This window comes from Caballeronia sp. GAWG1-1 (assembly GCF_023631465.1).
Lineage (GTDB): Bacteria > Pseudomonadota > Gammaproteobacteria > Burkholderiales > Burkholderiaceae > Caballeronia.
In genome coordinates this window covers 32305-56716 of the sequence record NZ_JALQDB010000028.1, presented here as the reverse complement: position 1 = coordinate 56716, position 24412 = coordinate 32305, and the positions used below count along the sequence as shown (strand labels likewise).

Annotated in this window: 19 protein-coding genes, 1 tRNA gene and 1 pseudogene; 8 read left to right on the top strand and 13 right to left on the bottom strand. The window is 62.5% G+C overall.

Annotated elements, in window-relative coordinates:
• Positions 1-157: 157 nt before the first annotated feature.
• Complete coding sequence (locus NCT03_RS16655) at positions 158-1741, bottom strand: MFS transporter (protein ID WP_502800380.1); 1584 nt, start codon at positions 1739-1741, stop codon at positions 158-160.
• A gap of 213 nt (positions 1742-1954) precedes the next feature.
• On the opposite strand from NCT03_RS16655, the gene NCT03_RS16650 reads away from it, so the two are divergent.
• The 3 genes from NCT03_RS16650 (at position 1955) to NCT03_RS16640 (ending at position 4672) form a co-directional block, all read left to right on the top strand.
• Positions 1955-2425 (top strand): universal stress protein, encoded by a 471-nt coding sequence (locus tag NCT03_RS16650; protein ID WP_250493186.1) that lies wholly within the window; start codon positions 1955-1957, stop codon positions 2423-2425.
• A 101-nt stretch (positions 2426-2526) separates the two neighbouring features.
• Positions 2527-3237: a helix-turn-helix domain-containing protein gene (locus NCT03_RS16645; protein ID WP_244828680.1), complete on the top strand. Its 711-nt coding sequence runs from the start codon at positions 2527-2529 to the stop codon at positions 3235-3237.
• Positions 3238-3373: 136 nt separating this feature from the next.
• Complete coding sequence (locus NCT03_RS16640) at positions 3374-4672, top strand: SUMF1/EgtB/PvdO family nonheme iron enzyme (protein ID WP_250493185.1); 1299 nt, start codon at positions 3374-3376, stop codon at positions 4670-4672.
• Between the two features lie 81 nt (positions 4673-4753).
• On the opposite strand, the gene NCT03_RS16635 is transcribed toward NCT03_RS16640, so the two are convergent.
• A complete protein-coding gene (locus tag NCT03_RS16635) occupies positions 4754-6961 on the bottom strand; it encodes a TonB-dependent receptor (RefSeq protein ID WP_250493184.1) in 2208 nt (735 codons plus the stop codon).
• Between the two features lie 343 nt (positions 6962-7304).
• On the opposite strand from NCT03_RS16635, the gene NCT03_RS16630 reads away from it, so the two are divergent.
• Entirely contained in the window at positions 7305-8216 is a 912-nt protein-coding gene (locus NCT03_RS16630) for a sterol desaturase family protein (RefSeq protein ID WP_250493183.1), read from the top strand.
• A gap of 71 nt (positions 8217-8287) precedes the next feature.
• On the opposite strand, the gene NCT03_RS16625 is transcribed toward NCT03_RS16630, so the two are convergent.
• Both NCT03_RS16625 and NCT03_RS16620 read right to left on the bottom strand, forming a co-directional pair.
• Positions 8288-8470 (bottom strand): hypothetical protein, encoded by a 183-nt coding sequence (locus tag NCT03_RS16625; RefSeq protein WP_250466609.1) that lies wholly within the window; start codon positions 8468-8470, stop codon positions 8288-8290.
• A gap of 455 nt (positions 8471-8925) precedes the next feature.
• Complete coding sequence (locus NCT03_RS16620; protein WP_250493182.1) at positions 8926-9816, bottom strand: NmrA family NAD(P)-binding protein; 891 nt, start codon at positions 9814-9816, stop codon at positions 8926-8928.
• Positions 9817-10356: 540 nt separating this feature from the next.
• Here NCT03_RS16620 and NCT03_RS16615 point away from each other — a divergent pair.
• Both NCT03_RS16615 and NCT03_RS16610 read left to right on the top strand, forming a co-directional pair.
• Positions 10357-11073 (top strand): hypothetical protein, encoded by a 717-nt coding sequence (locus NCT03_RS16615; protein WP_250493181.1) that lies wholly within the window; start codon positions 10357-10359, stop codon positions 11071-11073.
• Positions 11019-11588 carry an NHL repeat-containing protein gene (locus NCT03_RS16610; RefSeq protein ID WP_250493180.1) on the top strand — a complete coding sequence of 190 codons (570 nt, stop codon included), beginning with the start codon at positions 11019-11021 and terminating at the stop codon, positions 11586-11588. Before NCT03_RS16615 ends, NCT03_RS16610 begins: the two co-directional genes overlap by 55 nt.
• Before the next feature lie 30 nt (positions 11589-11618).
• Here the strand turns inward: NCT03_RS16610 and NCT03_RS16605 are convergent.
• The 6 genes from NCT03_RS16605 to fdhE all read right to left on the bottom strand — a co-directional run bounded on the left by NCT03_RS16605 (position 11619) and on the right by fdhE (position 18901).
• A tRNA-Sec gene (locus NCT03_RS16605) sits at positions 11619-11714 on the bottom strand.
• 95 nt (positions 11715-11809) lie between these two features.
• Positions 11810-12430, bottom strand: coding sequence for a DedA family protein (locus NCT03_RS16600; protein WP_244828687.1), 621 nt, complete (start codon positions 12428-12430; stop codon positions 11810-11812).
• A gap of 48 nt (positions 12431-12478) precedes the next feature.
• Positions 12479-14482 carry a bifunctional DedA family/phosphatase PAP2 family protein gene (locus tag NCT03_RS16595; RefSeq protein ID WP_250493179.1) on the bottom strand — a complete coding sequence of 668 codons (2004 nt, stop codon included), beginning with the start codon at positions 14480-14482 and terminating at the stop codon, positions 12479-12481.
• Positions 14483-14543: 61 nt separating this feature from the next.
• Positions 14544-16457 carry a selenocysteine-specific translation elongation factor gene (selB, locus tag NCT03_RS16590; protein ID WP_250493178.1) on the bottom strand — a complete coding sequence of 638 codons (1914 nt, stop codon included), beginning with the start codon at positions 16455-16457 and terminating at the stop codon, positions 14544-14546.
• Positions 16454-17905 (bottom strand): L-seryl-tRNA(Sec) selenium transferase, encoded by a 1452-nt coding sequence (gene selA, locus NCT03_RS16585; RefSeq protein WP_250493177.1) that lies wholly within the window; start codon positions 17903-17905, stop codon positions 16454-16456. Before selA ends, selB begins: the two co-directional genes overlap by 4 nt.
• A gap of 18 nt (positions 17906-17923) precedes the next feature.
• Positions 17924-18901, bottom strand: coding sequence for a formate dehydrogenase accessory protein FdhE (gene fdhE, locus NCT03_RS16580; RefSeq protein WP_250493176.1), 978 nt, complete (start codon positions 18899-18901; stop codon positions 17924-17926).
• 92 nt (positions 18902-18993) lie between these two features.
• Here fdhE and NCT03_RS16575 point away from each other — a divergent pair, with 92 nt between their 5' ends.
• On the top strand, positions 18994-19272 hold the full coding sequence (locus NCT03_RS16575; protein WP_502800379.1) for an AbrB/MazE/SpoVT family DNA-binding domain-containing protein: 279 nt from the start codon (positions 18994-18996) through the stop codon (positions 19270-19272).
• Positions 19259-19613, top strand: a pseudogene (locus tag NCT03_RS16570) (type II toxin-antitoxin system ChpB family toxin). The gene NCT03_RS16575 and the pseudogene NCT03_RS16570 overlap by 14 nt, the downstream one beginning before the upstream one ends.
• Before the next feature lie 12 nt (positions 19614-19625).
• Here the strand turns inward: NCT03_RS16570 and NCT03_RS16565 are convergent.
• The 3 genes from NCT03_RS16565 to fdnG are packed head-to-tail and all read right to left on the bottom strand — an operon-like array spanning position 19626 to position 24283.
• A complete protein-coding gene (locus NCT03_RS16565; protein WP_250493175.1) occupies positions 19626-20276 on the bottom strand; it encodes a formate dehydrogenase subunit gamma in 651 nt (216 codons plus the stop codon).
• The gene (gene fdxH, locus NCT03_RS16560; protein WP_250493174.1) at positions 20263-21195 is read right to left on the bottom strand and encodes a formate dehydrogenase subunit beta; all 933 of its coding nucleotides are present in this window, start codon (positions 21193-21195) and stop codon (positions 20263-20265) included. Before fdxH ends, NCT03_RS16565 begins: the two co-directional genes overlap by 14 nt.
• A gap of 10 nt (positions 21196-21205) precedes the next feature.
• Positions 21206-24283 carry a formate dehydrogenase-N subunit alpha gene (gene fdnG, locus NCT03_RS16555; RefSeq protein WP_244828694.1) on the bottom strand — a complete coding sequence of 1026 codons (3078 nt, stop codon included), beginning with the start codon at positions 24281-24283 and terminating at the stop codon, positions 21206-21208.
• Positions 24284-24412: the final 129 nt, after the last annotated feature.

Below are 24412 nucleotides of genomic sequence, written 5' to 3'. Positions count from 1 at the left end.
GCGAGGGAAGCGTTCCGCGAATGCATGAGCGACGCGTGTCGTAGCTGCGGTGATCGCGTCGAAAAGCTAGCACACTGGCGCCAGAAAGGTATCAAACGTGGAAGGCGCAACCGATCGTACTTCGAGCGCGGCAGCCGTTCAGCCTGACCGCCGCGCCTTACGCCGCGTCTTTCGCCGAAGCCCCAGCCCGCCGAAAAGTGATATGCGAAATCCGCCGCACGAGCAACGCCGCCACCAGCGCGGCCACTGCGGTCAACATCACGCCGATGTGAATGGACTGCACGAGCGCGTCGCGGGCAGCATCGAAGAGCGCGGGAGCATCGAGCCCGGCCGTGCGCAGTTCGGACAGCAGCGTGTCGCGCAACGCTTCATCGACGAGAATGCGCGGGTCGATAAAACGCGGCCGCCACTGCGACGCCGCGCTCGTACCCAGAACGCTGATCGTGCGCGAAACCACGCTCGCGTAATGATGCGCGACGATCGTCCCGACGATACTCGTTCCGAGCATGCCGCCGACCATGCGTGTGGACTGCAAGAGCGCCGTCGTAATGCCGAAACGCTCGCGCCCCGCGATCTCCTGCCCGAAGATATTCATGTTGTTGAGCACGAAGCCCAAACCAATGCCGACCGCGCCCATCGGCAGCTCGATATACAAATAGGGCGTCGTTTCCTGCGCGAAGGCAAGCGCCACCGACGCCAGCATCAGCAGCGTGAAGCCGATGGTGAGGATCATCGTCGGCTTGCGCAAATGAATGACGATACGCGTGTTGATGAAGCTGCCAAGCGCAATGCACGCGGCAATCGGCGTGGCGAGCAACCCCGCCTCCTGCGGCGAAAGGCCGAAGCCGCCCTGCAGCAGAAGCGGCGCGAAGAAGATCAGCGAGAACATGACGAAGCCGGCGAGGAACGACAGCGTGAACAACGTGACGAGTTGTGGCTCACGAAAAATATCGAGCGGGATGATCGGATGCGTCGCGCGCCGCTCGCAAATCAGAAGCGCCGCCGCGCCCACGATCACCGCGCCGCCGAGCGCGAGATTGCCAGCCGACAGTCCGCCCTTCGGCAGTGCCTCGATCAACGCCTGGAAACCGCCGAGCACGAGCGCGACGAGCACGGCGCCGGGCCAGTCGATCTTCACGCCACCTTCACGCGGCCGATGCAGATTCGGCAAATGCGCCCAGATGAAGTACAGCGCCAGCGCGCCGACCGGCAAGTTCACGAGGAAGGTCGAGCGCCAGCCCCAGTGCTGACTCATCCAGCCGCCGAGCGACGGCCCCGCCGCCGTGCCTATGCCGTATGCCGCCGCCAGCACCACCTGCCAGCGCACGCGGGCACGCGGATCGGGGAAGAGATCGGGGATCGCGGCGAACGCGGTGCCGACCATCATGCCGCCGCCCACGCCCTGCAAGCCGCGCGCAAGCGCGAGAAACAGCATGTCCGGCGCGAGTCCGCACAGCACCGACGCCACGGTGAACGTGATCACCGCGGCGATCACGAAACGCTTGCGGCCGAAGTAATCGCCGAGACGTCCGAACACGGGCACCGTCACCACCGACGCCAGCAGATACGCGCTCGCGATCCACGCGTAATACTCGAAGCCGTGCAGTTCCGCGACGATAGACGGCAGCGCGGTGCTCACCACGGTCTGATCGAGCGCCACGAGCATGTTGACGAGTCCGATGCCGAGCATCGCGTAAAGCGCGGTTCTGAAGGCGAGTGCTGGCGGCTGGGTTTCGGTCATGCGGCGGGCTGGGGAAAACGAGTCGGAGGAACGCCCGTGGAATTTTTAAGCGGGCGCTGATGTCAGAAAAACGAATTGTACGGGTTAGCTTGCGGCAGATCGACCCAGCGCAAAATTAACCGCACGTCTTCGGACTACTCGCGCGCTATGCTGGAAGCGCCTTCTCGCCGTGCAATCCACGGTGAAACATCGACCGGGAAAGAGGAAAACGTCATGTTCAAACGCATTGTCGTCGCCATCGACGGAAGCCGGACTTCACAGCGCGCCTTCGAAATCGCGCTCGATCTCGCTGTCACGCATCAGGCCGTCGTGCAGCCGTATTACGTCGTCGAGAGCGGGGCCGTGTATTTCGACGTGCCCGGCTACGATCCGAGCCAGTTGCAGAAAACGCTGGCGGAGGAAGGCTCCGACCTTGCTCGACAGGCGGCGGACGCGCTCAGGCAACGCGGCATCGAAGGGCAGGTCGTGACCGTCGAGGCCACCGCGAGCGACGACATTGCGATGCTCATCACCAAGGCCGCCGTCGACTTCAACGCCGATGTGCTGATCATGGGCACGCACGGACGCAAAGGCTTTCAGCGCCTGCTTCTTGGCAGCGTTGCGGAGCGATGCCTGCGGCAAGCCACGCTGCCCGTTTTGCTGATTCCCTCGGCAGCCAGCGCGGAAGACGACGAGAGCGCCTGACCACGGACTAGCGCAAACGGATGCGCGGCATTTTGCCGCCAGGGTTAACAATCCCGCGATGGGACAATGGTTTTTGTCATCCATCAACAAAAGCGGCCGCCATGTCCGACATTTTTCCCTCACGGCGCAATCTGGCTCAGTGCTCGACCTGCGCCATGCGCCATCTCTGCATGCCCGAAGGCCTGAACGCTCGTGACATCGCCAAGCTCGAACATGTGATCTCGGTTACGCGTTCGGTGCGGCGTGGCGAAGCGCTCTACCGTGCGGGCACTCCGTTCGATTCGCTGTTCGCGTTGCGCTCGGGGTCGATCAAGACCGTGGTCATCCGCGAAGGCGGACGCGAACAGGTCACGGGCCTCTTGCTGGCAGGCGACGCGCTCGGGCTCGACGGTATCGGCGAAGGCGAGCATGCCTGCGACGCGATCGCGCTCGAAGACAGTTCCGTGTGTGTCATTCCGTATGCGCTTTTCGAGCGCATGTGCCGCGAAACCGACACCCTGCAAAAGCGGATGCTTCGCATGCTCGGACAGGCTATCAATCGCGAGGCGGATCATGTCCTGCAACTCGGCCTGCTGCGCGCCGAAGAGCGCGTTGCACGCTTGCTGCTCGATCTATCCATGCGGCTCGCCAAGCGGGGGTATGCCACGGCGGAGTTCACGTTGCGCATGACGCGGGACGATATCGGTAGCTATCTCGGCATGACGCTTGAAACCGTGAGCCGCACGCTCTCGCGTTTCGACAAGCTCGGCCTCATCGAAGCGAAGGGCAAATCCATTCGCATCAACGATTTCGAACGCCTGCGCAGCATCTGACGCAAAGCCTTGCGCGGCGCGCCTTGCGCCGCGATTGTTAGACAAAACGCGCATAAACCGCGTGGATTTTTCAGTTGGCACGCGGTTCGCTACGCTTTAATCTTTCTGATTGGCTAAGCCACGGAGATTGGGCGACATGAATCGCGAACCTTCCCTGCGTCACCCGTTGCTCGACCGGCTCGCCGAGGCGCGTCGCGTGACCGACGAATTGTTCGATATCGTCAAGCCGGAGCATCTTTACGACCGGCCGATTGCCGAACGGCATCGCATCGTTTTCTACATCGGGCATCTCGAAGCCTTCGACCGTAATCTGCTGGACAAACGGCTCTTCGACCTGCCGGACTTCAATCCTGCCTACGACCAACTCTTTGCTTTCGGCATCGATCCGGTCGATGGCGGCTTGCCCACCGATCAGCCCGCCGACTGGCCCACGCTCGCCGAAGTGCGGGCGTATCGCGACCGCGTGCGCGCGGATATCGACGCGCAATTCGATCCGGTGACCATCGCCGCACGGCCGCTTTCCGCCGACGAATCGCCCGCGCAGTTGCTGGAAGTCGTAATCGAACATCGGCTGATGCACGCCGAAACGCTTGCCTACATGCTGCATCAATTGCCAGTCGATAGAAAAATCGCGCCGGCCAATGCGATTTCGCAGCGAAACTCCGAACGTGAACTTTCCCACGAGACGGTGAGCGTGCCGGCCGGAACGGCGACACTCGGGCTGACGCGCCAAGGCGGCATGTTCGGTTGGGACAACGAGTTCGGCCAGGTTCGCGTGGACGTGCCTGCGTTCGAGATCGACCGCCACATGGTGACGAACGGCGACTATTTGCGCTTCATCGATGCCGGCGGCTACTGGAATCGTGCCTATTGGACCGATGCCGACTGGGCGTGGAAGGAGGAGCAACGCGTGGCGCATCCGGCGTTCTGGATTCCCGCCGAAAGCGACAGCTCCGATGGCTGGCGACTGCGCACGATGTTCGAGGAAATCGAGTTGCCGCTCGACTGGCCGGTGTACGTGAGTTATGCCGAGGCGAACGCCTATGCGCGCTGGGCCGGCAAGGCGCTGCCGAGCGAGGCGCAATGGCAGCGCGCGGCGGAGGGCGCGCCGCACGAAGTGGAAGGCAACTTCGACTTCCGGCGCTGGGACCCCTCACCCGTGCAGGCGTATCCGGAGAATCGCAGCGGCTTTGGCGTCGAAGGCCAGTTTGGCAATGGCTGGGAATGGACCTCGACGGTATTCGGGCCGCTCGAAGGCTTCGAGCCCTTCCCGTTCTATCTCGGCTATTCGGCCAATTTCTTCGACGGCAAGCACTTCATCATGAAGGGCGGCTCACCGCGTACCGCGGCATGCATGTTGAGACCAAGTTTTCGCAACTGGTTTCAAGGGCATTACCAGTACGTCTACGCCGGGTTTCGCTGCATAAGTGCCTGAACGCCTGATTGCCTGACGTGCATCGCGCGAACGAAAACGCCGCCGGTCCCATCGCGAACCGGCGGCGTTTTTACGTGAGCATCAGAAGTCCGTCGTCATCGACAACAGCACCGTGCGCGGCGCGCCTTGCAGCAAATACCCGCCGCTCGTCGACGACCAATAAGACTTGTTCGCCACGTTGAGCACGCTTGCGCGGAAGGTCGTCGGACGGCCGAAAACCGCCGTCGAGTAGCGCGCGCCGAGGTCGAAGGTATCCCACGCCGGGATCGACAACGTGTTGTTCACGTTCAGATACTGCGACCCCGTGTGGATCCAGCGCGCCGTCAGCGTGAGGCCGTTCAGCATCGGCACATCGTATTCCGCGTTCAGGTTGAACATCATGGTCGGCACGCCGATCGGCTTGTTGCCGTTGGTCACGGCCGTGCCCGTGTCCTGCTGCGTCGCGTTGATGTAAGTCGCGCCCGCGATCAGGCGCACGCCCTTTACCGGCTCGCCGTACACCGATGCCTCCACGCCGCGATGGCGCTCGTCACCGTCCGCGACGAAGAAGCCCGCGGTGTTGGTGTAGGTCATCGGCTTTTCGATCTGGAATAGCGCGAGCGATGCGCCGTACTTGCCGTTGTCGTACTTCGCGCCGACTTCGTATTGCTTCGACTTCTCGGGCGCGAGTTGCTGCCCGAAGTTGAGCGCGGTGTTGGGCGCCGTGTCGCCGATGGTCAGTGCTTCGCTGCGATTCGCGAACAGCGCCACGTTTTCCCACGGCTTCACGACCAGGCCGAAGACCGGCGTCGTGATGGACTGGTTATAGTTCGCCGTCTGCGCTCCGGTGTACGAGTAAGAATTCGACAGCAATTCCTGGTGCCGCGCGCCGATGGTGAAGAGCACGCGATCGTTCAGGAAGCCGAGCGTATCCGACACGGAAATGCTGCGCAGCAGATTCAGCGCGGTGGTCTGCGGATCTTGCAGATTGCCGCCCGTGAACGCGTTAGCCGGATAGCCGACTTGCGGCGTGTCATACAGACTCGTCGGGAACGAACCGGAAAGCGTGTAGGCCGACTGCGAATCCGTCCGTACGATCGACGCGCCCGCCGCCACGAAATGCGACACCGGTCCCGTGTTGAAATGACCGTGCACACCCGCTTCCGCCGACGTGTTGTCCTCCTGGTGCGGCACGCCGAGACGCGTGGCCGTCACGCCAGTCGCGCTCACCGTGGGCGACGAATACTCCCCGTGCTCGTTGGTGTGACGCGTGCCGCCCGTCACGTAAGCCGTCCAGCCAGGCAGAAAATCGTATTCCGCGCGCAGGATGCCGACGGTATCTTCGAGCGATGAATAGCTCCACGTCTGCGCATAGTTATACGTGGCCGAGGGCGGCTCGGGGATGTAGTTCGCCGAGTCGTTGACCGTCGGCCGGCCGCCGTTCACGCGCTGGCGCTGATACAGAAAATCGCCGTAGAGACGCAGCTTTTCGCCGCGCCAGTCGAGCGACACGGCCGTCGTATTGTCGCGCCGATGTTCGCCGTCGATACTCGTCTCGCCGTCGTGATTCGCCTGGTTCACGCGAATACCGAACTGCCCTTCGCTGCCGAAACGGCGACCCACGTCGACATGCGCGCCGAAATCGCCCGAAGCGGTTTCCTCCACCGTCACGCGCGTAAGCGGCTTATCGTCCGCGCGCTTCAACTGCAGATTCAAACCACCGCCCACCGCCGAACCGCCCGGCGATGCGCCATTCAGAAACGCATTTGCGCCCTTGAAGACATCGACGCGTTCGAGCGCGTCGGTCGCGACGAGCTGGCGCGGCGTGATGCCATAGAGACCGTTGAGCGACACATCGTCGCCCTGCAACTGGAAGCCGCGAATGACGTAGGTCTCGGCGAAGTTGCCGAAGCCGTAAGACGTGCGCACGGACGGATCGTTCATCAGCACGTCGCCGATAGTGCGCGCTTGTTGATCTTCGATCAGCTTGGACGTGTAAGTCGTCATGCTGAACGGCACGTCGAGCATCTTCTGCTGGCCGAGCACGCCAAAACTTGCGCCGCGCGCGACTTGGCCGCCTGCATAAGTCGGTTCGAGCGAACCGGGCAACGCTTCTTTCGAAGCCTGAACCTTGACCGCAGGCAAAGTGTTGGCGGGAGAAGCACTGTTATCGGTGCTGGATGGAGCGTCGGCAGTTTGAGCTTGGGCCGACACGGAAAACACGACGGCGATAGCGGCAACGATAGCGGCGCGATGAACAAGCGCCTTGGCAGGCAAGGCCTGCGCGGAATTCGAACGGAACACGGGCATGAATCGGCAGAACGTCGGTGATGGTCGATTACCGTCCCAGGGCAAGGGGAATCCGGGCGGGATTATTTTGGCGAACGCCGAAAGGCTCACGCACGTTCGGTCTGTTCTATTGTCGCCGGCATTATAGGGTAAATGCGATTCGTTATCATTAACCGCATGGAAAATTTGTAGCGACGCAACATTCAGACGGCTGTCCAAAGGCAAGCGCATCTAAATTCGATTTTTCGGCAGGCCCGGTGCAGGTCGTTGACGTGACATCCCGCGAAATAACTTCTGCATGGTTTTCAACGAAGTCGATCGCTAAAGTGACTTCATTCGCAACCCACTGGAACCGAGTGAAATCATGGAATTGATCGGCAAAATCACGACGTACATGATGGCCATCGTGCTTGTTGCATCGATGACCGAAGCGTTCGTACTGCATGGCAAGTACAAAGGCACCGACCGCGCGTTTGACTGGCACGAGTTCTGGATCTCGCTCGCCGATCTGATCGGCCGAAAGCTGCTCGCATTTTTGCCGCTTTCGCTAGCAACGCCTGTGTTTCATTTCGCATGGGAACACCGTATTCATACCGTCGCGACCAACGACATGCTGACGATCTTCCTGCTCTTTATTGGCCAGGAGTTTTGCTACTACTGGTATCACCGCATAGCGCATACGGTGCGCTTCTTCTGGGCGAGCCACGCGGTTCATCACTCGCCGAACCAGTTGACGTTGTCATCCGCTTATCGGCTCGGCTGGACCACCAAGCTCACGGGCTCAGCCATCTTCTTCACGCCGCTCTCGTGGCTCGGCGTCAAACCGGAAGTGGTGATAGCCGTCGTGTCCATCAATCTGCTCTATCAGTTCTGGTTGCACGCTACGTGGATACCCAAGCTCGGCTGGCTCGAATACGTGTTCAACACGCCTTCTTCACACCGAGTTCATCATGCTTCGAATGCCACTTACCTCGATGCCAACTTCGGCGGTGTGCTGATTATCTTCGACCGGCTGTTCGGCACTTACGTGGAGGAACGCGCCGATGAACCCTGCCGCTACGGCCTGACAACGCCGACCACTTCGCATAACCCGATCGTCGTGGAGACGGAGCACTGGGTGAGCCTTGCAAAAGACATGGCCGGTGCAAAGCGTGTTTCGGATGCTGTCTCCTTCGTGCTTCGCCCGCCGGGTTGGTTGCCGAACGGTCAAGGCGAGACGACGCAGGAACTGCAGCGCAGGCAGAAAGACAGCGTGCAACCCGCGCAGGCAGGTTGAACGGCAGTTACACACTCGAAGGAAGGCGGATCGTGCGATCCGCCTTTGTCGACTGTCAGCCGCAGCGTTCGTTAAAACGTGACGCTTTGACTGATGACCGTCTGACCGTTGACGATGATGACGGAACTGGCAGTGCCCGTTTGCGTCGGTGCGGCGGGCGTGCTCGGCGAGTACGGGCCGGTGCCCGTGCCCTGCTTCACAGCGCCGCCAGCGATATTCGATTGTGCCAGTGCAATGCGATCGATCTTGATCATTTCAAACCTTTTCTGGTTATGTGGGGCGACAGTCCGCTTTCAGCAAACATGCTGTCGCCAGATACTTAAGCTGTCGACAACCGAAGCCACCAGGCTCGGTCGTTCGAAAGCAAGCGGAACCCCAATCGTAACCAAGCTGCACGAAAGATACTTTATTAAACGTCCTAAATATGTCTGTCGTTTGGCAAGACGCATATACGTTGCGCTGCCAGTCGGCCGGTAACGATTTAGACCGGTTGCAAAACTCAAGCTATTCGGCCGTAGATGGCGCGGACGACGCGGTACGCGCTCTGCAGCGAATAAGCCAGCGTACCCAAAGACCGCTACGGGTCGGAACGCATGCGACGCGTGAATGCACAGAACATCTGGAAACGGCACACGTCCGTGATGCTGAAGCGGGCCGGTGACGCGCTCTTACGCTAAACGCGCCACGGCAACGCTACAGAGCACGCACCTTAAATGTCGCGCTTTTCGAACGCAGCACGATTAGCTTCCACAAATTCCTCGACGGTCTGCGGCGCCTTCCCGGTGACCCGGCCGATGATCTCGTCGCGCCCTTCGAATACGCCGTTCTGATAGTCCACCGCCACTTCGATGAAATGCTGGATCATGAATTCGGGCAACTTGTATTGGCTCAGATGCTCGCGATAAGCGTCGAGCGTCATCGGGTCGTAGACGACTTTGCGATCGAGCACCGCGCCGATCTTCTCGGCAATTTCCTTCTGACTCAGCTCGATGGGACCGCAAAGCTCGTACGTCTTGCCGATATGACCTGCGGGTTTCGCGAGCACTGTCGCGATGAAGCGCGCCTGATCTTCGGCGGCAATCGGCGCGTGACGTCCGTTGCCGAATGGCAGCGCAATCTTGCCGTCCTGCACGATCGTATCGCGCACCCACGGAAAAACCATCCACTCGGAGAAAAACGTCGGACGGATATGCACCGTCGGCACGCCCGACCAGTCGAGCACTCTCTCGGCAATCCAATGGTCGCGCGCAGCGTGGCTCTTCGAATCTTCTCGCGCGGAGATTTGCGACATGTTGACGACGACATCGAGTCCATTGCGACGCGCTGCATCGGCGAAATACGCGGTCGCCTGGATGAAGCCCGGACGCACGGGAAAACAGAGATACGCGGCAGAGACGCCATCCGTCGCACGAATGGCGTCGTCGTGCGAGAGCAAGTCTCCGACGACGACTTCCGCCCCGGCCTGCCGAAGCGCCTCGCTGCGCGCATCCACTGTTCGCACGAGCGCGCGGACTGCATGTCCGCTGTCGAGGAGGTTCTGAACGATATGCACGCCCGTCTTGCCCGCCGCTGCCGTAACCAAGATTCGTTGCTGTCCCATGATGCCTCTCCTGTTTCGTGGTTAAGCACGTCCGTTCCAGGTTGGCCGGCTAAAGTGCATATGCACTTTTAAGCGCGGACGAGAGCTGCAAAAAGCCGAAGCGAACACACCAAGTGATTGGATGTTAGCCAAAATCTATACAGAGGTCAAAGCAAGTCTGAATTGTGAATTCCGCATGGCTCGAAGATTCGCGCTGAATTGGCTGTGCCCGAAACCCACCGGACGCATCCGACGAGCGTCTTGTCATTGCCTTGCACTCCGCTTCGTTCCGACTGCTAAGTCAGGTCATCGCCAGCGTCCCAGCGCGCGCCAGAAAGCAACCGCGCATCCGACCGTTCGGTATATTTCAGACTCCAAACGAATTCATGCTGCTCGATGGACACGAGCACGCCTCTCCTTTTGTCCGCGCAATTCAGCAAGACCAGACGCCGCACGCGACGTCGATGAAAGCCACGGCCGTACACACATGTCGCGACACGGATGCGCGATCGGACCGTGGCGCATACGAGGAACACATCAAGCTCATCCATGGAGGCGGCAATGAAACCAGCTTTCCCGGTCTCAAGCGAGACGCGGCACGCAAGAGCGGTATTCGCGTCGAAGATTCTTCGTTCTTTACTTTTGAGTGCGGCCGTCGCGGGCGGCATGTTCACGACGCATTGGGCGCAAGCCGATGACTCGTTCTCGCGAGGAGGCGGCAACAGAAGCGAGAGCATCTTCGTCGGCGATATCGGCGACCCGAATGACACGAACGATGACACCATCAAGCAGGTCGACCTCCGTACCGGAGCCGTGCGCGTTTTCGCATCTTCTACCTTCGGTGGCGAGTTGAACGGCGTCATGGGCATCATCTTCAACGACGCCTCCTTGATCGCCAGCATTCTAAACTTCAGCGAAGATCCCGCGGCGAGCGGCGACGTCATCAAGCTGGATGGGCGCACGGGCATGTTCGAGCAGTACCTCGTGAATCCAAAATCGCGAAACGTACCTTATGCGCCGCAGGGCATCGTTTTCGGCGGCGGCACGCGCGACTGGCATTACGGTTATCAGCCGGACCATTACTACGTCGCGAACGTCATCAAGAGCGGGCAAACCTGCACGAAGGTGGACGAAGGCGATGTGCGGGAATACAGCGAATCGGGCGCGTTCGTTCGCACGCTGGACCGTGTCGGATCGCGGCGGGCTTTTATCCGCGTGGCGTCGTGTTCGGGCCGGACGGCATGCTGTATGTCGCGGCGCGCGGCTGTCCGGCGGTAGCGCCGACGGACCCCTTATCGCTGCTCGCGTACATCCTTCGCTTCAATCCCTACACCCATAAACTGGACAAGGTAATTGCGACCAATGCATCGGTGCAAAGTCAGGGCTTGAAGTTCGGATTCCATCGGCCAGAAGGCTTGGTGTTCGACGACAAGGGCTACCTCTGGGTCACGAGTTTTCGCGATACCACCAGCAGCGCCGATCCGCTGGATAAGAACAACGTCGACCGCATTCTGAAGTTCGACGTGAGGAGCGGGAAAGTCGTCGACTCCTTGCCGCTATCCGACTTCGATAAGCCCCGAGCATCCGCGCAGGCACTGATCTTCGGTCCCGAAGGAAAGCTGTACATTCCGATCTCTGGGAGCGCAGCGGAGACGACAGGCGAATTGCGCCGATGCGACACGCGCACGAAGAAATGCGACGTCGTCGTTCCGGTTGGCGGAGGCCTGATCGATCCGTGGTTCGCGGTCTTCAGAAACAGCGACCCGGCGACGTTGTCGTACGAGCGTCGCTAACGGCACGCAAAGAGGCGCGAGGAAAGGCATTGGCGGAAGGCAGCCGGAGTCGAACCGACCTGGGAATGTCTGACATCCCCAACCGGGTTTGAAGCCCGGCCGTACCACCGGATACGAATGCCTTCCTGCGGAGAAACTCAGCACGCTGACAACACTTCGACCAGGCGCGCCGCGATTATAGCGGCGATGCGTAATTCGCATACTTGCCGGCGTACCGGCCATCAACCGCTCTTGTCGCTTGGCTGGTGCGGCGGCTTGCGGCGTAACAGACGGTACGCGAAGAAGATCAGCGCGAGCACCACCAGCAGGTCGATCACCGTCGCGCCGTGCAGATGCAACTCCATCAGCGTCCATTGCAGTTGCCGCTGAAAGAGCGCGCCGCCCAGCAGCCAGAACGCAGCCCACGCGACGATCCCACCCGTATCCCAAAGAAAGAACGCGGGCACGGCGATTTGCGTCGTACCCATCAAGGGCGGCGTGACGAGTCCGAGTCCCGGTATGAACTTCGATACCGCGACGATAGGCGCGCCATGCCGCTCGAAAAGGGCGCCGGTCGTACGCATGCCGTTGTCGATCGCGTAGGAGCGACGCGAAAGCGCGGCAATGAGCTTGCGCCCGTGGATGCGTCCCGCCGCAAACCACACACCGTCGCCGATGAGCGCGCCCGCCACCGCCGCCACCAGCACGGAGACGAACGAGAGCCGCCCGTTCGCGACGGCCGTTCCCGCGAACAGCAGCAACGGCGCGGAAGGCAGCGGCACACCGAGCCGCGTCAGCAGCACATTGGCGAACACCGCCGCCCCGCCCCACTGCGCAATCGCCGATGGCGGTATCTGAATCACGCGTCTTCCTCGGTTCGTTGTGGTCTATGGTCTCGCGGCCGGACGCGCTCAATCGGCCCGCGATTCGACGAGCATCACAGGAATGCCGCCGCACCCCGCGCTAGTCGCAATTTCAATGCCGCCCCACGGCGAACCCGCGCCACGGTCGAACGCCATCGGGTCGCCACGCAAGTCCGGGCGCAGCACGTTGAACGGCCAGGTCGGTCGCCTGATGCGCTCATGGACCACGGACCCGAGCCAGATCGGCATGGGCCGCGCGCGGGAGCCTATGCCCAGCGCGTAGTTCGTGGGCCAGAAACGCAGGACGTCGCGCTCCTGCGGGCCGAGATGCGAGCGCGTGAACACGAGCTTCGACGGCTCGCCGTTGTTCAGACGCGGCAGCGCGGGCAAGGCGACCGCCGGTGCGTTGGGCGACACCACCGACATCACGCTCTTCACCGACACACCCGACACCTCGGTCCAGCCGCGGCTCGTCAGTTGCGCGCGGATCTGCGCGGGCGTGGCCGCCCATTGCACGGTGATCGGCTCACGACGGTCGCCATCCATGGCCGACCGGTAGCACGAGAACGTGCGCCAGAAGGTATCGGTCCATTGAATCGGCGTGATGACGACCGTGACGGGCGGCGCGCTGTGCGCCTCGGATGAATCGCTCAACTGCAACGCCACGCTTGCGCAGATGACGGCTAGCACCGCGAACGGCATCCACGGACGCGGCTTCGGTTTGCCGGGATTGCGCCACACCGCCGTGAGCGCGATCAGAAACACCCAGATGGCCGCGAGCGCGACGCTGCCGAGCACGGCGGAAATGGTGAAGCGGCCGAAGTACAACCCGGCGAGCGCGACGGCCGTGACGATCGCCGATGTCGCCGTCGCGATCAACACACCCGAAATGGTGCCGACGCGCCGCAGCAGCAAGAACGCGAGAAAGCCGTAGATCACGACCGTGGCCGAGACGTGACTGCTCAGAAAAGAATGGTCGGCGGGCGCGAGCGTGACGAGCATCGGATCGCGCGCGGTGAAGCGGATCGCGAGCACCAGCAATTGCGAAAACACGACGGCGACAAGCCAGTACGTGACCGTGCGCCAGCGCCGCTCGAACACCATCCACACGACGACCGTCACGGCGAGCGCGGCGAGCGTCGGCGTGCTGCCGAGCGTGGCGGCGGCATCGAGGATGGAATCGGCCCAGGTCGAACGGAACGACTGCAACAGCCGGAAGATGGAGGTATCCACCTGCACGAGCGAACTGCCGCGCGCCACGCCCGACAGCACGTAGAAGAACGCGACCGCCGAGACGAGCAGCAGCGCGGAGATCATCACGATGAGCCCGGTCGCAGGATTGCCCGGATCGAGCGCGCGTGCGAGCATCCGCGCGGCCAGACCACGGCGTTGCTGGCAGGTCGCAAGCAACATGTCGCGCGAGGCGAACGTCCATTCCTTCGCATGCGAAATCACCACGCGCGCGAGATTGAACACGAGCCACGCAAGCGCCGCGAGGATGACGAGGATCACCACGAGCCGGATCGATACCGCGCCCGCCAGTTCGATCGAAGCTCCGAAGACCACGCCCGGCAGGATGTGCAGCGGCGCCCAGATCAGCGCGGAAATGATGTTGACGGCCAGAAAGCGCGCGGGCGTCATGCCCGCGACGCCAGCGACGACCGGCACCACCGCGCGCATCGGTCCGACGAAACGCGCGAGCACCACGCTCTTCGCGCCGTGTTTGTCGAAATATCTTCGGCCGGCGACGAGTGCGCCGGGATGCGCCCGAAACGGCCACATCTGCGCGATGCTCGTTGCATAGCGCTTGCCGAACCAGAAGCTTACTGCGTCGCCCGCAATGGCGCCGACGACCGCGCAGACCATCACCCAGCCGAGATTGAGCGCGCCGGTTCCGACGAGCGCGCCCGCGATGAACATGGCCGTGCTGCCCGGAATGAAGGTGCCGATGAATGCGAGCGACTCCAGAAAGGACGCAAGCAGCACTACCACGAGCGTCCATTCGGGATGGCTCGACAGAAGATGCAAGAGCTTGTAGTAGGAATGCTCCATCGGATTTCACGCGACAGCGTGCGCCGCGAAGGTCTCCACGTCGTAACTCGACGTTCGATAGTCAGACGGATTCGTGCCAGCGGCTGTCGGTTCGCAACAGATGAAGGTCGCGGTGAAACCGAGTGTACCCAACCCTGTCGAAGAACTCCAAAACCTGGATCGCGCGTTTGCGGCCGAGCGCGCTGGCATCGCGAAATGCGGCCGCGCCTATCGCACCGTTCGCGTTCGCATGTTCGGCAGCCAGCCGTGCAAGTGCTGCAATGGACGCGCGTCCGTAAAACAAGTCGCGCACCACCTGAAAGACATCGCCACGGCGCGAGAGCTTGCGCAACAGACGCCGCACCGCGTCTTCGGGCACGCCATGCGTGGTGGCCAAATCCCTGACCCACGGCGGGTCGAAGCGGCCTTCCTCGATCGATGAGAGCACGACGCGGGCCAGCGCGTCCTCGGCGGCATTGAGCGTAACCGTATGCGATGGCAAATGCAGCCACGGACCGCTTCGCGCAATCGTGCCTTGCGTCACGGCGTCGTCGATGAGCGCGCGCCACAGCGCTTCGGGCGCGAGCGGCGCGGCCATGCGGCGCAGGCGCGCGGTATCCGGGCCTTGCTCGTCCGCAAAGCGTTCGTGGAAGGCGGCGAGTGCATCCGTCAGACACGCGTGCAACGCGTCCCATCGCGCGACGCTGATCAAGAGCGCATCGTCGTGAATGGGTACGCTGCGCAGACCGTCGGGCTGGGTCATCGATCCAAGCGTTCGACCTACAAGATGCTCGACAAGCGAGCGCGGCAAGCCATACGGCGACTGCGCGAAGAGTTCGTCGATGGCGCCGGTGTCGAGCATCGCGGTGAGCGCATCGAGCCACGCGTGGCGCTGCGGCGTGCGGCGCTTGCGTGCGGGCGCAAACGGGTCGAGCACACGCCCGCCGCCTACCGTTTTATCCGCCTGCGCATTGCGAACGATGAAGCGGTCGCCCGGCAGCGCGCAAACCGGCCTATCGAATACGAGTTGCACGCGCGCCGTCTGCCCGGCCGCGAGCGTCTCGCCGTCGAGTAAGGCGACGTGCGCGACGCGGTGCATCGTGCCCAGATGTACATGCAGCGGGCTCCAGTGCGTGAGCGCCGGCGAGGTATCGGCGAGAAGCGTGAGTTCGACGTCGATTCGCTCGGACGCGCGCGCGAGACGCGCATCGAGAATCCAGTCGCCGCGCGACAGCGCGTCCTTCTCGATGCCTGCGAGATTGAGCGCGCAGCGCTCGCCCGCGCGCCCCGTCTCCGAAGCGCGATTCTGCGCGTGAATGCTGCGCACACGAACCGGCGCTTCGCCCTCGCGCGGCGCGAGCGCCAGCGTGTCGCCGACCTTCGTCTGCCCCGCGAACACCGTGCCGGTCGCCACCGTGCCCTGGCCCGCGAGCGTGAACACGCGGTCCACGGCCAAACGAAAGAAGCCGTCGTCGCGGCGCGCGCGCCAGTGCATGGCGACATCGTGCAGATGCGCGTTCAGCGCGGCCACGCCGGAGTCGTCATCGCGCGTGGCGTTGGTGTTAAAGAGCGGTGCGTGTTGCAGAGCGGCGCCGGCCAGCAGCGCGGCGATTTCGGCATGGACTTCGTTCAGGCGCGCGGCATCGACACGATCGGATTTCGTCACCGCCACTGCGCCGTCTTTCACGCCGAGCAACTGGAGAATCGCGAGATGTTCGCGCGTTTGCGGCATGACGCCATCGTCGGCGGCGATCACGACGAGCGCGAAGTCGATGCCGCATGCGCCCGCAGCCATCGTATGCACGAGCTTTTCGTGCCCCGGCACGTCGATGAAGCCGAGCACGCCGCCATCGCCGAGCGGCACGTATGCATAACCTAATTCGATGGAAATGCCACGCGCCTTCTCTTCCTTCAGACGATCCGTATCCACGCCCGACAGCGCGCGCACGAGTGTGGTCTTGCCGTGATCGATATGCCCCGCCGTGCCGACGATCATGCGTTGCGGCCCGTTGCCCGCATCTCCAGTTGGGCGATGAACGCGGCTTCGTCCTGTGCTTCGAGACAGCGCAGATCGAGCCACAGCGCGCCATCCGCAATGCGCCCGATGACCGGGCGCGGCAGATCGCGCAGTCTGCGCTCGATGCGATTCAACTGGCCGCCCGCCTTCTTGCCGCTCGTGAGCCGCACGACGAGGCCGTAACTCGGCAGGACATCGACCGGCAACGCGCCGCTGCCGATCTGACTGAACATCGGCTCGGTGGCGACGACGAAATCCGCACCGGTCATTGCCTGCAGCACGGGCCGGATGCGTTCGGCGGCAATGCGCATGGCGTCCGCGGGACGCGTCAGCAGGCGCAAGGTGGTGAGACGTTCGGCGAGCGTCTCCGGCGTGCGATAAAGCCGCAACACCGCTTCGAGCGCCGCGAGCGTGAGCTTGCCGACCCGCAGCGCACGCTTGAGCGGATGCTTCTTGATCTTCGCGATCAGTTCCTTCGTACCGACGATCAGGCCCGCCTGCGGGCCGCCGAGCAGCTTGTCGCCGCTGAAGGTGACGAGTTGCGCGCCAGCCTCGACCGTCTCGCGAACCGTGGCCTCGCGCGGCAAGCCCCATTGCGCCAAATCGACGAGCGTGCCGCTACCGAGATCCACGACAACCGGCAAGCCGCGCGCCCTCGCGAGCGGCGCGAGTTCCGCGAGCGTGACTTCCTTGGTGAAGCCCGTGACGGCGTAGTTGCTGCAATGCACTTTCATCAGGAGCGCGGTCCTGGCGTTGATCGCTTCGTCGTAATCCTTCAGATGCGTGCGGTTGGTCGTGCCGACTTCGCGCAGCTTCGCGCCCGCGCGGCTCATGATGTCGGGAATGCGAAACGCGCCGCCAATCTCGACCAGCTCGCCGCGCGACACGATCACTTCGCGACGCGCGGCCAGCGCGGACAGCGTCAGCAGCACGGCGGCCGCGTTGTTGTTGACGACCGTCGCGGCTTCGGCGCCCGTCAGTTCACAGATGAGTTCGTTGATGAGGTCATCGCGGTCGCCGCGCGCGCCGGTCGCGAGATCGAATTCGAGATTGGCGGGCCGCGTCAGGACTTCGGCGACGGCGCGCAGCGCTTCATCCGGCAACAGCGCGCGGCCGAGGTTCGTGTGCAGCACCGTGCCCGTGAGATTGAAGACGCTTTTCACGCTGCTTTCCGCGCGCTTGTCGAGCGTCGCGCCGACGCTTGCCGCGAGGCTCGCATCGGCCAGTGCCTCGACGGATGCGCGGCCCGCCTGCGCTTCGGCGCGCCATGCGTCGAGCGACGCGCGCAGCACGGCGAGCGTCTGCGTGCGTCCGTGCGCGGCCAAGACCGGCGCGAATGCCGCCGATGCCAGCACGCGCTCCACCGATGGCACTCGCGCCATCAGCGCGCGCAATTCGCTGTCGTTGTTGCCGGTGACATTACTCACGCTTCTATCCTCTTCCCTTCATGCTTCATCGACGTGTTCGGGCCACAGCCACGGATGCGGCGACGCACGGCGAAAACCCGCGTCGCCCATCAGAAGGTCGAGCGTGAGGCTTGCCAGATCGTCGGCGTAAGGCTCGAAGTCGTAGGCCTTGTCCTGATAGCCGATCTTTCTGTAGGTGCCGCATTCGTCGCACGACTCGGCCTTGAGCGCGGCCTGCTTCGCGCGGGCAGCGCGTTGTTCCTCGTTTTCGTCGTCCGTGGGCGTGCCCATGGCGTGATACGCAATGCCCTTGGTGGAGTCGCAATTCGAGCATTTGGCGCGCACGACATGCCATTCGGTCGAGCACAAGCCGCACTGCACGTAGCGATAACCATCATGCGTGCCGCCGACGCGCACGATGCTCGCCACCGGCATCGAGCCGCAGAGCGGGCAGACGCCGGGCGCATCGAGATAAGGCACATCCGACACGGCGATGCGCGTGGCCAGATCGGTCCACACCACTTGCAGCGCGGCGACGATGAATGGCGCCGCCGCCGGATCGATCTCCGCGAAGCGCAGCGCGATGATCGCGTCGGCCTGCGTGTCGAGCGTGGCGGCGTCGGTCGTGCGCAGACGCGCGACGAGTTGCGCGAGCGGCGGCGTGAGCGCGCCCGCGGCTTCGATACTGTCGAGCAGCATGAACAGCACGTCGCGCCACGCGGGATCGCGCTCGTCGGTGAGCGCGGGGACGATAGGCATCGAATGCTGCTGATTGCGTTCGATTGACTCGCGCGCGGGCATCAAAGCGGTGGAGGTCGAAAGGATGCGTTGCTGCGCATCGGCGAGCGCGGCCATGAGGCGCAGATAGCCCGCGATCGGATTGCTCGCTTCGGCGAGTTGCAACAGACGGGCGGCGCGGGCGGCGAACACGGTGCCGCGTTCGGGCATGCGAAGACGGGGAATGGCCGAAGGATCGAGAGACTCGATCTTGGCGGCTTCGAGAATGCGTTGGACCACGGGATTCCTTGAGGAAGGTCGGGGCGGGATCAAGAATAACAGCTTATAACGGAGCGCTCAGCGATGCTCATGCTCCGCGCGGAGGTACAAAAATGAGTTCACGCAAACGGAAATTCAAAATGGAACTTTCAATACGGAAGCAGGGAAATGGCGCGGCAGTCCGGTTGCCCGCCGCGCTGCTGAAAGGCATGAAACGGACCCTTGGCGACAAATTCAATGTCGAGGTGTGCCCGGACGGAATCATGCCGATGCCGGCTCGTCGCGAATTGTCGCTCGAGGAACTGCAGGCGCAGTGCGACCCGAAGGCGCCTATCTCCGATGAATTGGCTGACTGGAACAATCTAAAACCGGTAGGACGTGAGCTATGGTGAAAGGCAACAAATTCGACGCGGGGATATTGCGCACGTCGGCCTGAGTCCGGCAATCGGCCATGAGCAACAAAGCGACTTCAGGCCCGGGCTCGTGCTGTCGGCTGCGTCATTCAATGCGCTGGAGACCGCACTGGTCGCGCCTGTCACGCAGAGCGGCGGCTTCGCGCGATACGCCGGTTTCGCAGTCCCGCTCGCCGGGCTTGGCTCAAGGACGCAAGGCGTCGCGCTCGTCAACATGGTCCGCACGTTAGACCTCGAAGCGCGCGGTACGAGTCGAGGAACGCGCGCCAATCGAAGTGACGGACGACGCGCTAGCGCGCCGTCACGCCATTCTCGACTGACGCGCATTCGGCCTACTTGCCGATGATCTCCTTGAACCACCGCGGATGGTGCTTCCTGGCCCATCCATAAGTGACCGTGCCGCGTGTCATCGCGCCGACAGAACCCTTGATCCAGATCGCCGCGTAGATATGCACGATGATCCCGACGATCAGCACGAACGCCGCCGCCGCATGCACGACCGCCGCCACGCGAATGATCTCGATGGGAAAGTAGAACGAGAAGTAGCGCCGCCAAATCACGATGCCGCTCAACAGCAGAAGCGGCAGGCAAGCGGCCATCGTGAAGAACAGCAGCTTTTGCCCGGCGTTGTACTTGCCGATCTCCGGCAGCCGGTCTTCGCGATTGGCCAGCACGTCGTCGATCTGCTTCATCCACTGCACGTCGGCTTTGTCCAGATAGTTGTGATGCCAGAAACGCAGCGCAAGAATCATGAACGAGACGAACATCACGCAGCCGACGAACGGATGCAGAATGCGCGTCCACTGGCCGCCGCCGAAGATTGCGTAGAGCCAGGCCATCGACGGATGAAACATCGCGAGACCGGAGAGCGCCAGCAAGACGAACGTGATCGCGGTGATCCAGTGATTGCTGCGCTCGTTCGGCGTGTAACGGACGATTAGGCGGTTGCCCTTCACGTCGCGCAGTTCGCTATCGTGATTCATTCGAACGCTCCCTTTGCTGAAACGCCTCTTCGGCTTCGTGCTGTGCTTCGGCTTCTTCTTCCGCGCTCACCTCGTTCGGACCGACACGCGTGTAGTGGAAGAACCCGGCGATCGCGGCCAGCGCGATACCCGCCATTGCAAGCGGCTTGGTCACGCCTTTCCAGATCGACACCAGCGGACTGATGTGCGGGTCTTTCGCGAGCTCGTGATAAAGCTGCGGCTGATCCGCGTGATGCAGCACGTACATCACATGCGTGCCGCCCACGCCCGCCGGGTTGTAAAGACCCGCGTTTTCGAAACCGCGCTCCTTCAGGTCTTCGATGCGATCCTCCGCTTGCGTGATCATGTCCACCTTGGTGCCGAACATGATCGCGCCCGTCGGACATGTCTTCACGCACGCCGGCTCCTGCCCGACCGCGACGCGGTCCGAACAGAGCGTGCACTTGTACGCGCGATGATCTTCCTTCGAAATACGCGGAATGTTGAACGGGCAGCCCGTGACGCAGTATCCGCAGCCAATGCAGTTTTCCTCGTGAAAATCCACGATGCCATTGGTGTACTGCACGATCGCGCCCGGCGACGGACACGCCTTGAGACACCCCGGATCCTCGCAATGCATGCAGCCGTCCTTGCGGATCAGCCACTCGAGGTCGCCCTTCGGGTTCTCGTACTCCGTGAAGCGCATCACCGTCCACGAATGTTCGGTGAGATCACGCGGATTGTCGTAGACGCCGGTCGTATGACCGACGTCGTCGCGCAGGTCGTTCCACTCCATGCACGCCGTCTGACATGCCTTGCAGCCGATGCACTTCGATACGTCGATGAGCTTCGCGACCGTCCCCGTCACCGGCTCGCGAACTTGCGGCGGCGGCGTGGTGGTGGCCGAGAGGCGCTTGATGTCGAGCGATTGCAGAGCCATCTCGTCTCCTTTAAGCCTTCTCGGCTTTTTCGACCTTCACGAGGAAAGACTTGAACTCCGGTGTCTGCGAGTTCCCGTCGCCCACGGAAGGCGTCAGTGTGTTGACGAGATAGCCCGGCTGCGTGAGGCCCTTGAAGCCCCAATGCAGCGGCAGGCCGACGGTATGCACCTTCTTGCCCTCCACGTTCAATGGCTTGATGCGCTTGGTGACGAGCGCCACCGCGACGATATGCCCGCGATTGCTCGATACCTTCACGCGCTCGCCCGCCACGACGCCCACTTCCTTTGCGTGTTCCTCGCCGATTTCCACGAACTGCTGCGGCTGCACGATGGCGTTGAGCCGCGCGTGCTTGGTCCAGTAATGGAAGTGCTCGGTCAGGCGATAGGTCGTCGCCGTGTCCGGGAACTTGTCGGCGGTGCCGAGCGCCGCGCGGTCATCCGGGAAGATGCGCGCGGCTGGATTGCTCACCACTGCCTTGTTGTCCGGGAAGAACGGGTTATAGCCGAGCGGCGTCTCGAACGGTTCGTAATGCACCGGGAACGGTCCTTCGTTCATGCCGTCGCGCGCAAAGAAACGCGCCACGCCCTCCGGATTCATGATGAACGGATTCATGCCGTTCTCCGGGGGCTCGTCGGCCTTGAAGTCGGGAATGTCCGGTCCGGTCCACGCCTTGCCGTTCCATGCGATCAGCTTGCGCGTCGGGTCGAAAGGCTTGCCGCTCACATCGCATGACGCGCGGTTGTAGAGCACACGGCGATTCGCCGGCCACGCCCACGCCCAGCCGAGCGTCTGACCGATGCCCGTCGGGTCCGAGTTGTCGCGCCGGCCCATTTGATTGCCAGCTTGCGTCCACGATCCGCAGAAGATCCAGCAACCGCTCGCCGTCGAGCCATCGTCACGCAAAAGCGCGAAGCTCGACAACTGCTCGCCCTTCTTCGCCAGCACCTTCGTCTTGTCGGTGGGATCGGCGACATCCGCGAGCGCGCGGCCGTTGAACTCCATCGCGATCTCTTCCGGCGTCGGACTTTCCGGGTCCGCATAAGGCCAGGTCATGTTGAGGATAGGATCGGGATACTTGCCGCCCTTTTCCTTATAGGCCTGCCGAATGCGCAGCCACAGCCCCGACATGATCTCCAGGTCGCTCTTCGCTTCGCCCGGAGCGACCGCGCCCTGCCAGTGCCATTGCAGCACGCGGCTCGAACTCACGAGCGAGCCGCGCTCTTCCGCGAAACACGTGGTCGGCAGACGGAAGACTTCAGTCTGAATCTTCGAGGCGTCGACATCGTTGAACTCGCCGTGGTTCTTCCAGAACTCGGAAGTCTCGGTGGCAAGCGGGTCCATGATGACGAGCCACTTCAGCTTCGACAGTCCAAGCCCGATCTTCGCCTTGTTCGGCGCGGCCGCGAGCGGATTGAAACCCTGCGCGATATAGCCGTTCATCTTGCCCTGCGCCATCAGCTCGAACACCTGGAGCATGTCGTAAGACTTGTCGAGCTTCGGCAGATAGTCGAAGCCGAAGTTGTTCTCGGCGGTCGCGTTGTCGCCCCACCATGACTTCATGAAGCTCACATGGAACGCGCGATAGTTCTTCCAGTAGCTCAACTGATTCGGCCGCAAAGGCTGCGTCGCGCGCTTCTTGATGAACTCGTCGAAGTCCTGCTCGCCTTCCATCGGCAAGGTCATATAGCCGGGCAGCAGATTCGACATCAGGCCGAGATCGGTTAGGCCTTGAATGTTCGAGTGCCCGCGCAGCGCGTTCATGCCGCCGCCCGCCATGCCGATGTTGCCAAGCAGAAGTTGCACCATCGCACCGGTGCGGATCATCTGCGCGCCGACCGAGTGATGCGTCCAGCCGAGCGCATACAGAATGGTTCCCGCGCGATTCGGCGCGGCGGTCGTGGCAAGCATCTCGCAGACCTTGAGGAACTTGTCGGTCGGCGTGCCGCAGACCTTCGTCACCATCTCGGGCGTATAGGTCGAGAAATGCTGCTTGAGCAGGTTGTAGACACAGCGCGGATGCTGCAAGGTCGGATCGACCTTGACGAAGCCATCGTCGCCGCGTTCATAGTCCCAGCTCGACTTGTCGTAGTTGCGCTTCTCGGCGTTATAGCCCGAGAACTCGCCGTCCTTGAATGCGAAGTCCTCGCGCACGATAAAGGACATGTCCGTGTAGTTGCGGACGTACTCGTGCTGAATCTTGTCGTTGGTGAGCAGGTAATTGATGATGCCGCCCAGGAACGCGATGTCGCTTCCCGTGCGAATCGGCGCATAGAAATCCGCCACCGATGCGGTGCGCGTAAAGCGCGGATCGACCACGATGAGACGCGTCTTGCGATGCGCCTTCGCCTCGGTCACCCACTTGAAACCGCACGGATGCGCCTCGGCTGCGTTGCCGCCCATTACCAGAATCACGTCCGCGTTCTTGATGTCGACCCAATGGTTCGTCATCGCTCCACGGCCAAACGTCGGGGCAAGACCTGCCACCGTCGGGCCATGTCAGACACGCGCCTGATTGTCGAATGCGAGCATGCCCAGGCTGCGGGCAGTTTTATGCGTCAGATAGCCGACTTCGTTGCTGCCCGCCGACGCCGCGAGCATGCCCGTGGTCAGCCAGCGATTCACCTTCTTGCCGTCCGCCGTGGTCTCGACGAAATTCGCGTCGCGATCTTCCTTCATCAGTTTGGCGATACGGTCGAGCGCGTCTTCCCACGAGATGCGCTTCCATTCGTCCGATCCCGGCGCGCGATACTCGGGATGCATGAGGCGGCTGGGGCTATGAATGAAGTCGATGAGCGATGCACCCTTCGGGCACAGCGTGCCGCGATTGACGGGATGGTCGGGGTCGCCTTCGATATGGATGATGCTGGCCTTCGCATTCTTGGCGTTGTCGCCGAGGCCGTACATGAGGATGCCGCATCCGACTGAGCAGTACGGGCAGGTATTACGCGTTTCCGTGGTACGCGACAGCTTGTACTGACGAACTTCGGCGAGCGCAGGTGCCGGAGAGAAGCCTAGCGCCGCCAGGCTCGATCCGGCGAGCGTGCTCGCTGAGACCTTCAGGAACTGTCGCCGTGACATTTGCAGCATTTTAGTGCCTCGGCGTTTTGTAATGTGGGTGGCGAAATTATAGGGCGCGCTGTCCTATTTCGCTGGCGAACACGGCACTTTCGACTCGATGCGAAGCCTCGTTGTGGCGTTGCGCCGACGCGCGCTCAA

Coding starts and splice junctions, on each gene's coding strand:
- NCT03_RS16655 (WP_502800380.1), bottom strand. CDS start 1,741: ATGACCGAAACCCAGCCGCCAGCACTCGCCTTCAGAACCGCGCTTTAC.
- NCT03_RS16650 (WP_250493186.1), top strand. CDS start 1,955: ATGTTCAAACGCATTGTCGTCGCCATCGACGGAAGCCGGACTTCACAG.
- NCT03_RS16645 (WP_244828680.1), top strand. CDS start 2,527: ATGTCCGACATTTTTCCCTCACGGCGCAATCTGGCTCAGTGCTCGACC.
- NCT03_RS16640 (WP_250493185.1), top strand. CDS start 3,374: ATGAATCGCGAACCTTCCCTGCGTCACCCGTTGCTCGACCGGCTCGCC.
- NCT03_RS16635 (WP_250493184.1), bottom strand. CDS start 6,961: ATGCCCGTGTTCCGTTCGAATTCCGCGCAGGCCTTGCCTGCCAAGGCG.
- NCT03_RS16630 (WP_250493183.1), top strand. CDS start 7,305: ATGGAATTGATCGGCAAAATCACGACGTACATGATGGCCATCGTGCTT.
- NCT03_RS16625 (WP_250466609.1), bottom strand. CDS start 8,470: ATGATCAAGATCGATCGCATTGCACTGGCACAATCGAATATCGCTGGC.
- NCT03_RS16620 (WP_250493182.1), bottom strand. CDS start 9,816: ATGGGACAGCAACGAATCTTGGTTACGGCAGCGGCGGGCAAGACGGGC.
- NCT03_RS16615 (WP_250493181.1), top strand. CDS start 10,357: ATGAAACCAGCTTTCCCGGTCTCAAGCGAGACGCGGCACGCAAGAGCG.
- NCT03_RS16595 (WP_250493179.1), bottom strand. CDS start 14,482: ATGGAGCATTCCTACTACAAGCTCTTGCATCTTCTGTCGAGCCATCCC.
- selB (WP_250493178.1), bottom strand. CDS start 16,457: ATGATCGTCGGCACGGCGGGGCATATCGATCACGGCAAGACCACACTC.
- NCT03_RS16575 (WP_502800379.1), top strand. CDS start 18,994: ATGAGTTCACGCAAACGGAAATTCAAAATGGAACTTTCAATACGGAAG.
- NCT03_RS16565 (WP_250493175.1), bottom strand. CDS start 20,276: ATGAATCACGATAGCGAACTGCGCGACGTGAAGGGCAACCGCCTAATC.
- fdxH (WP_250493174.1), bottom strand. CDS start 21,195: ATGGCTCTGCAATCGCTCGACATCAAGCGCCTCTCGGCCACCACCACG.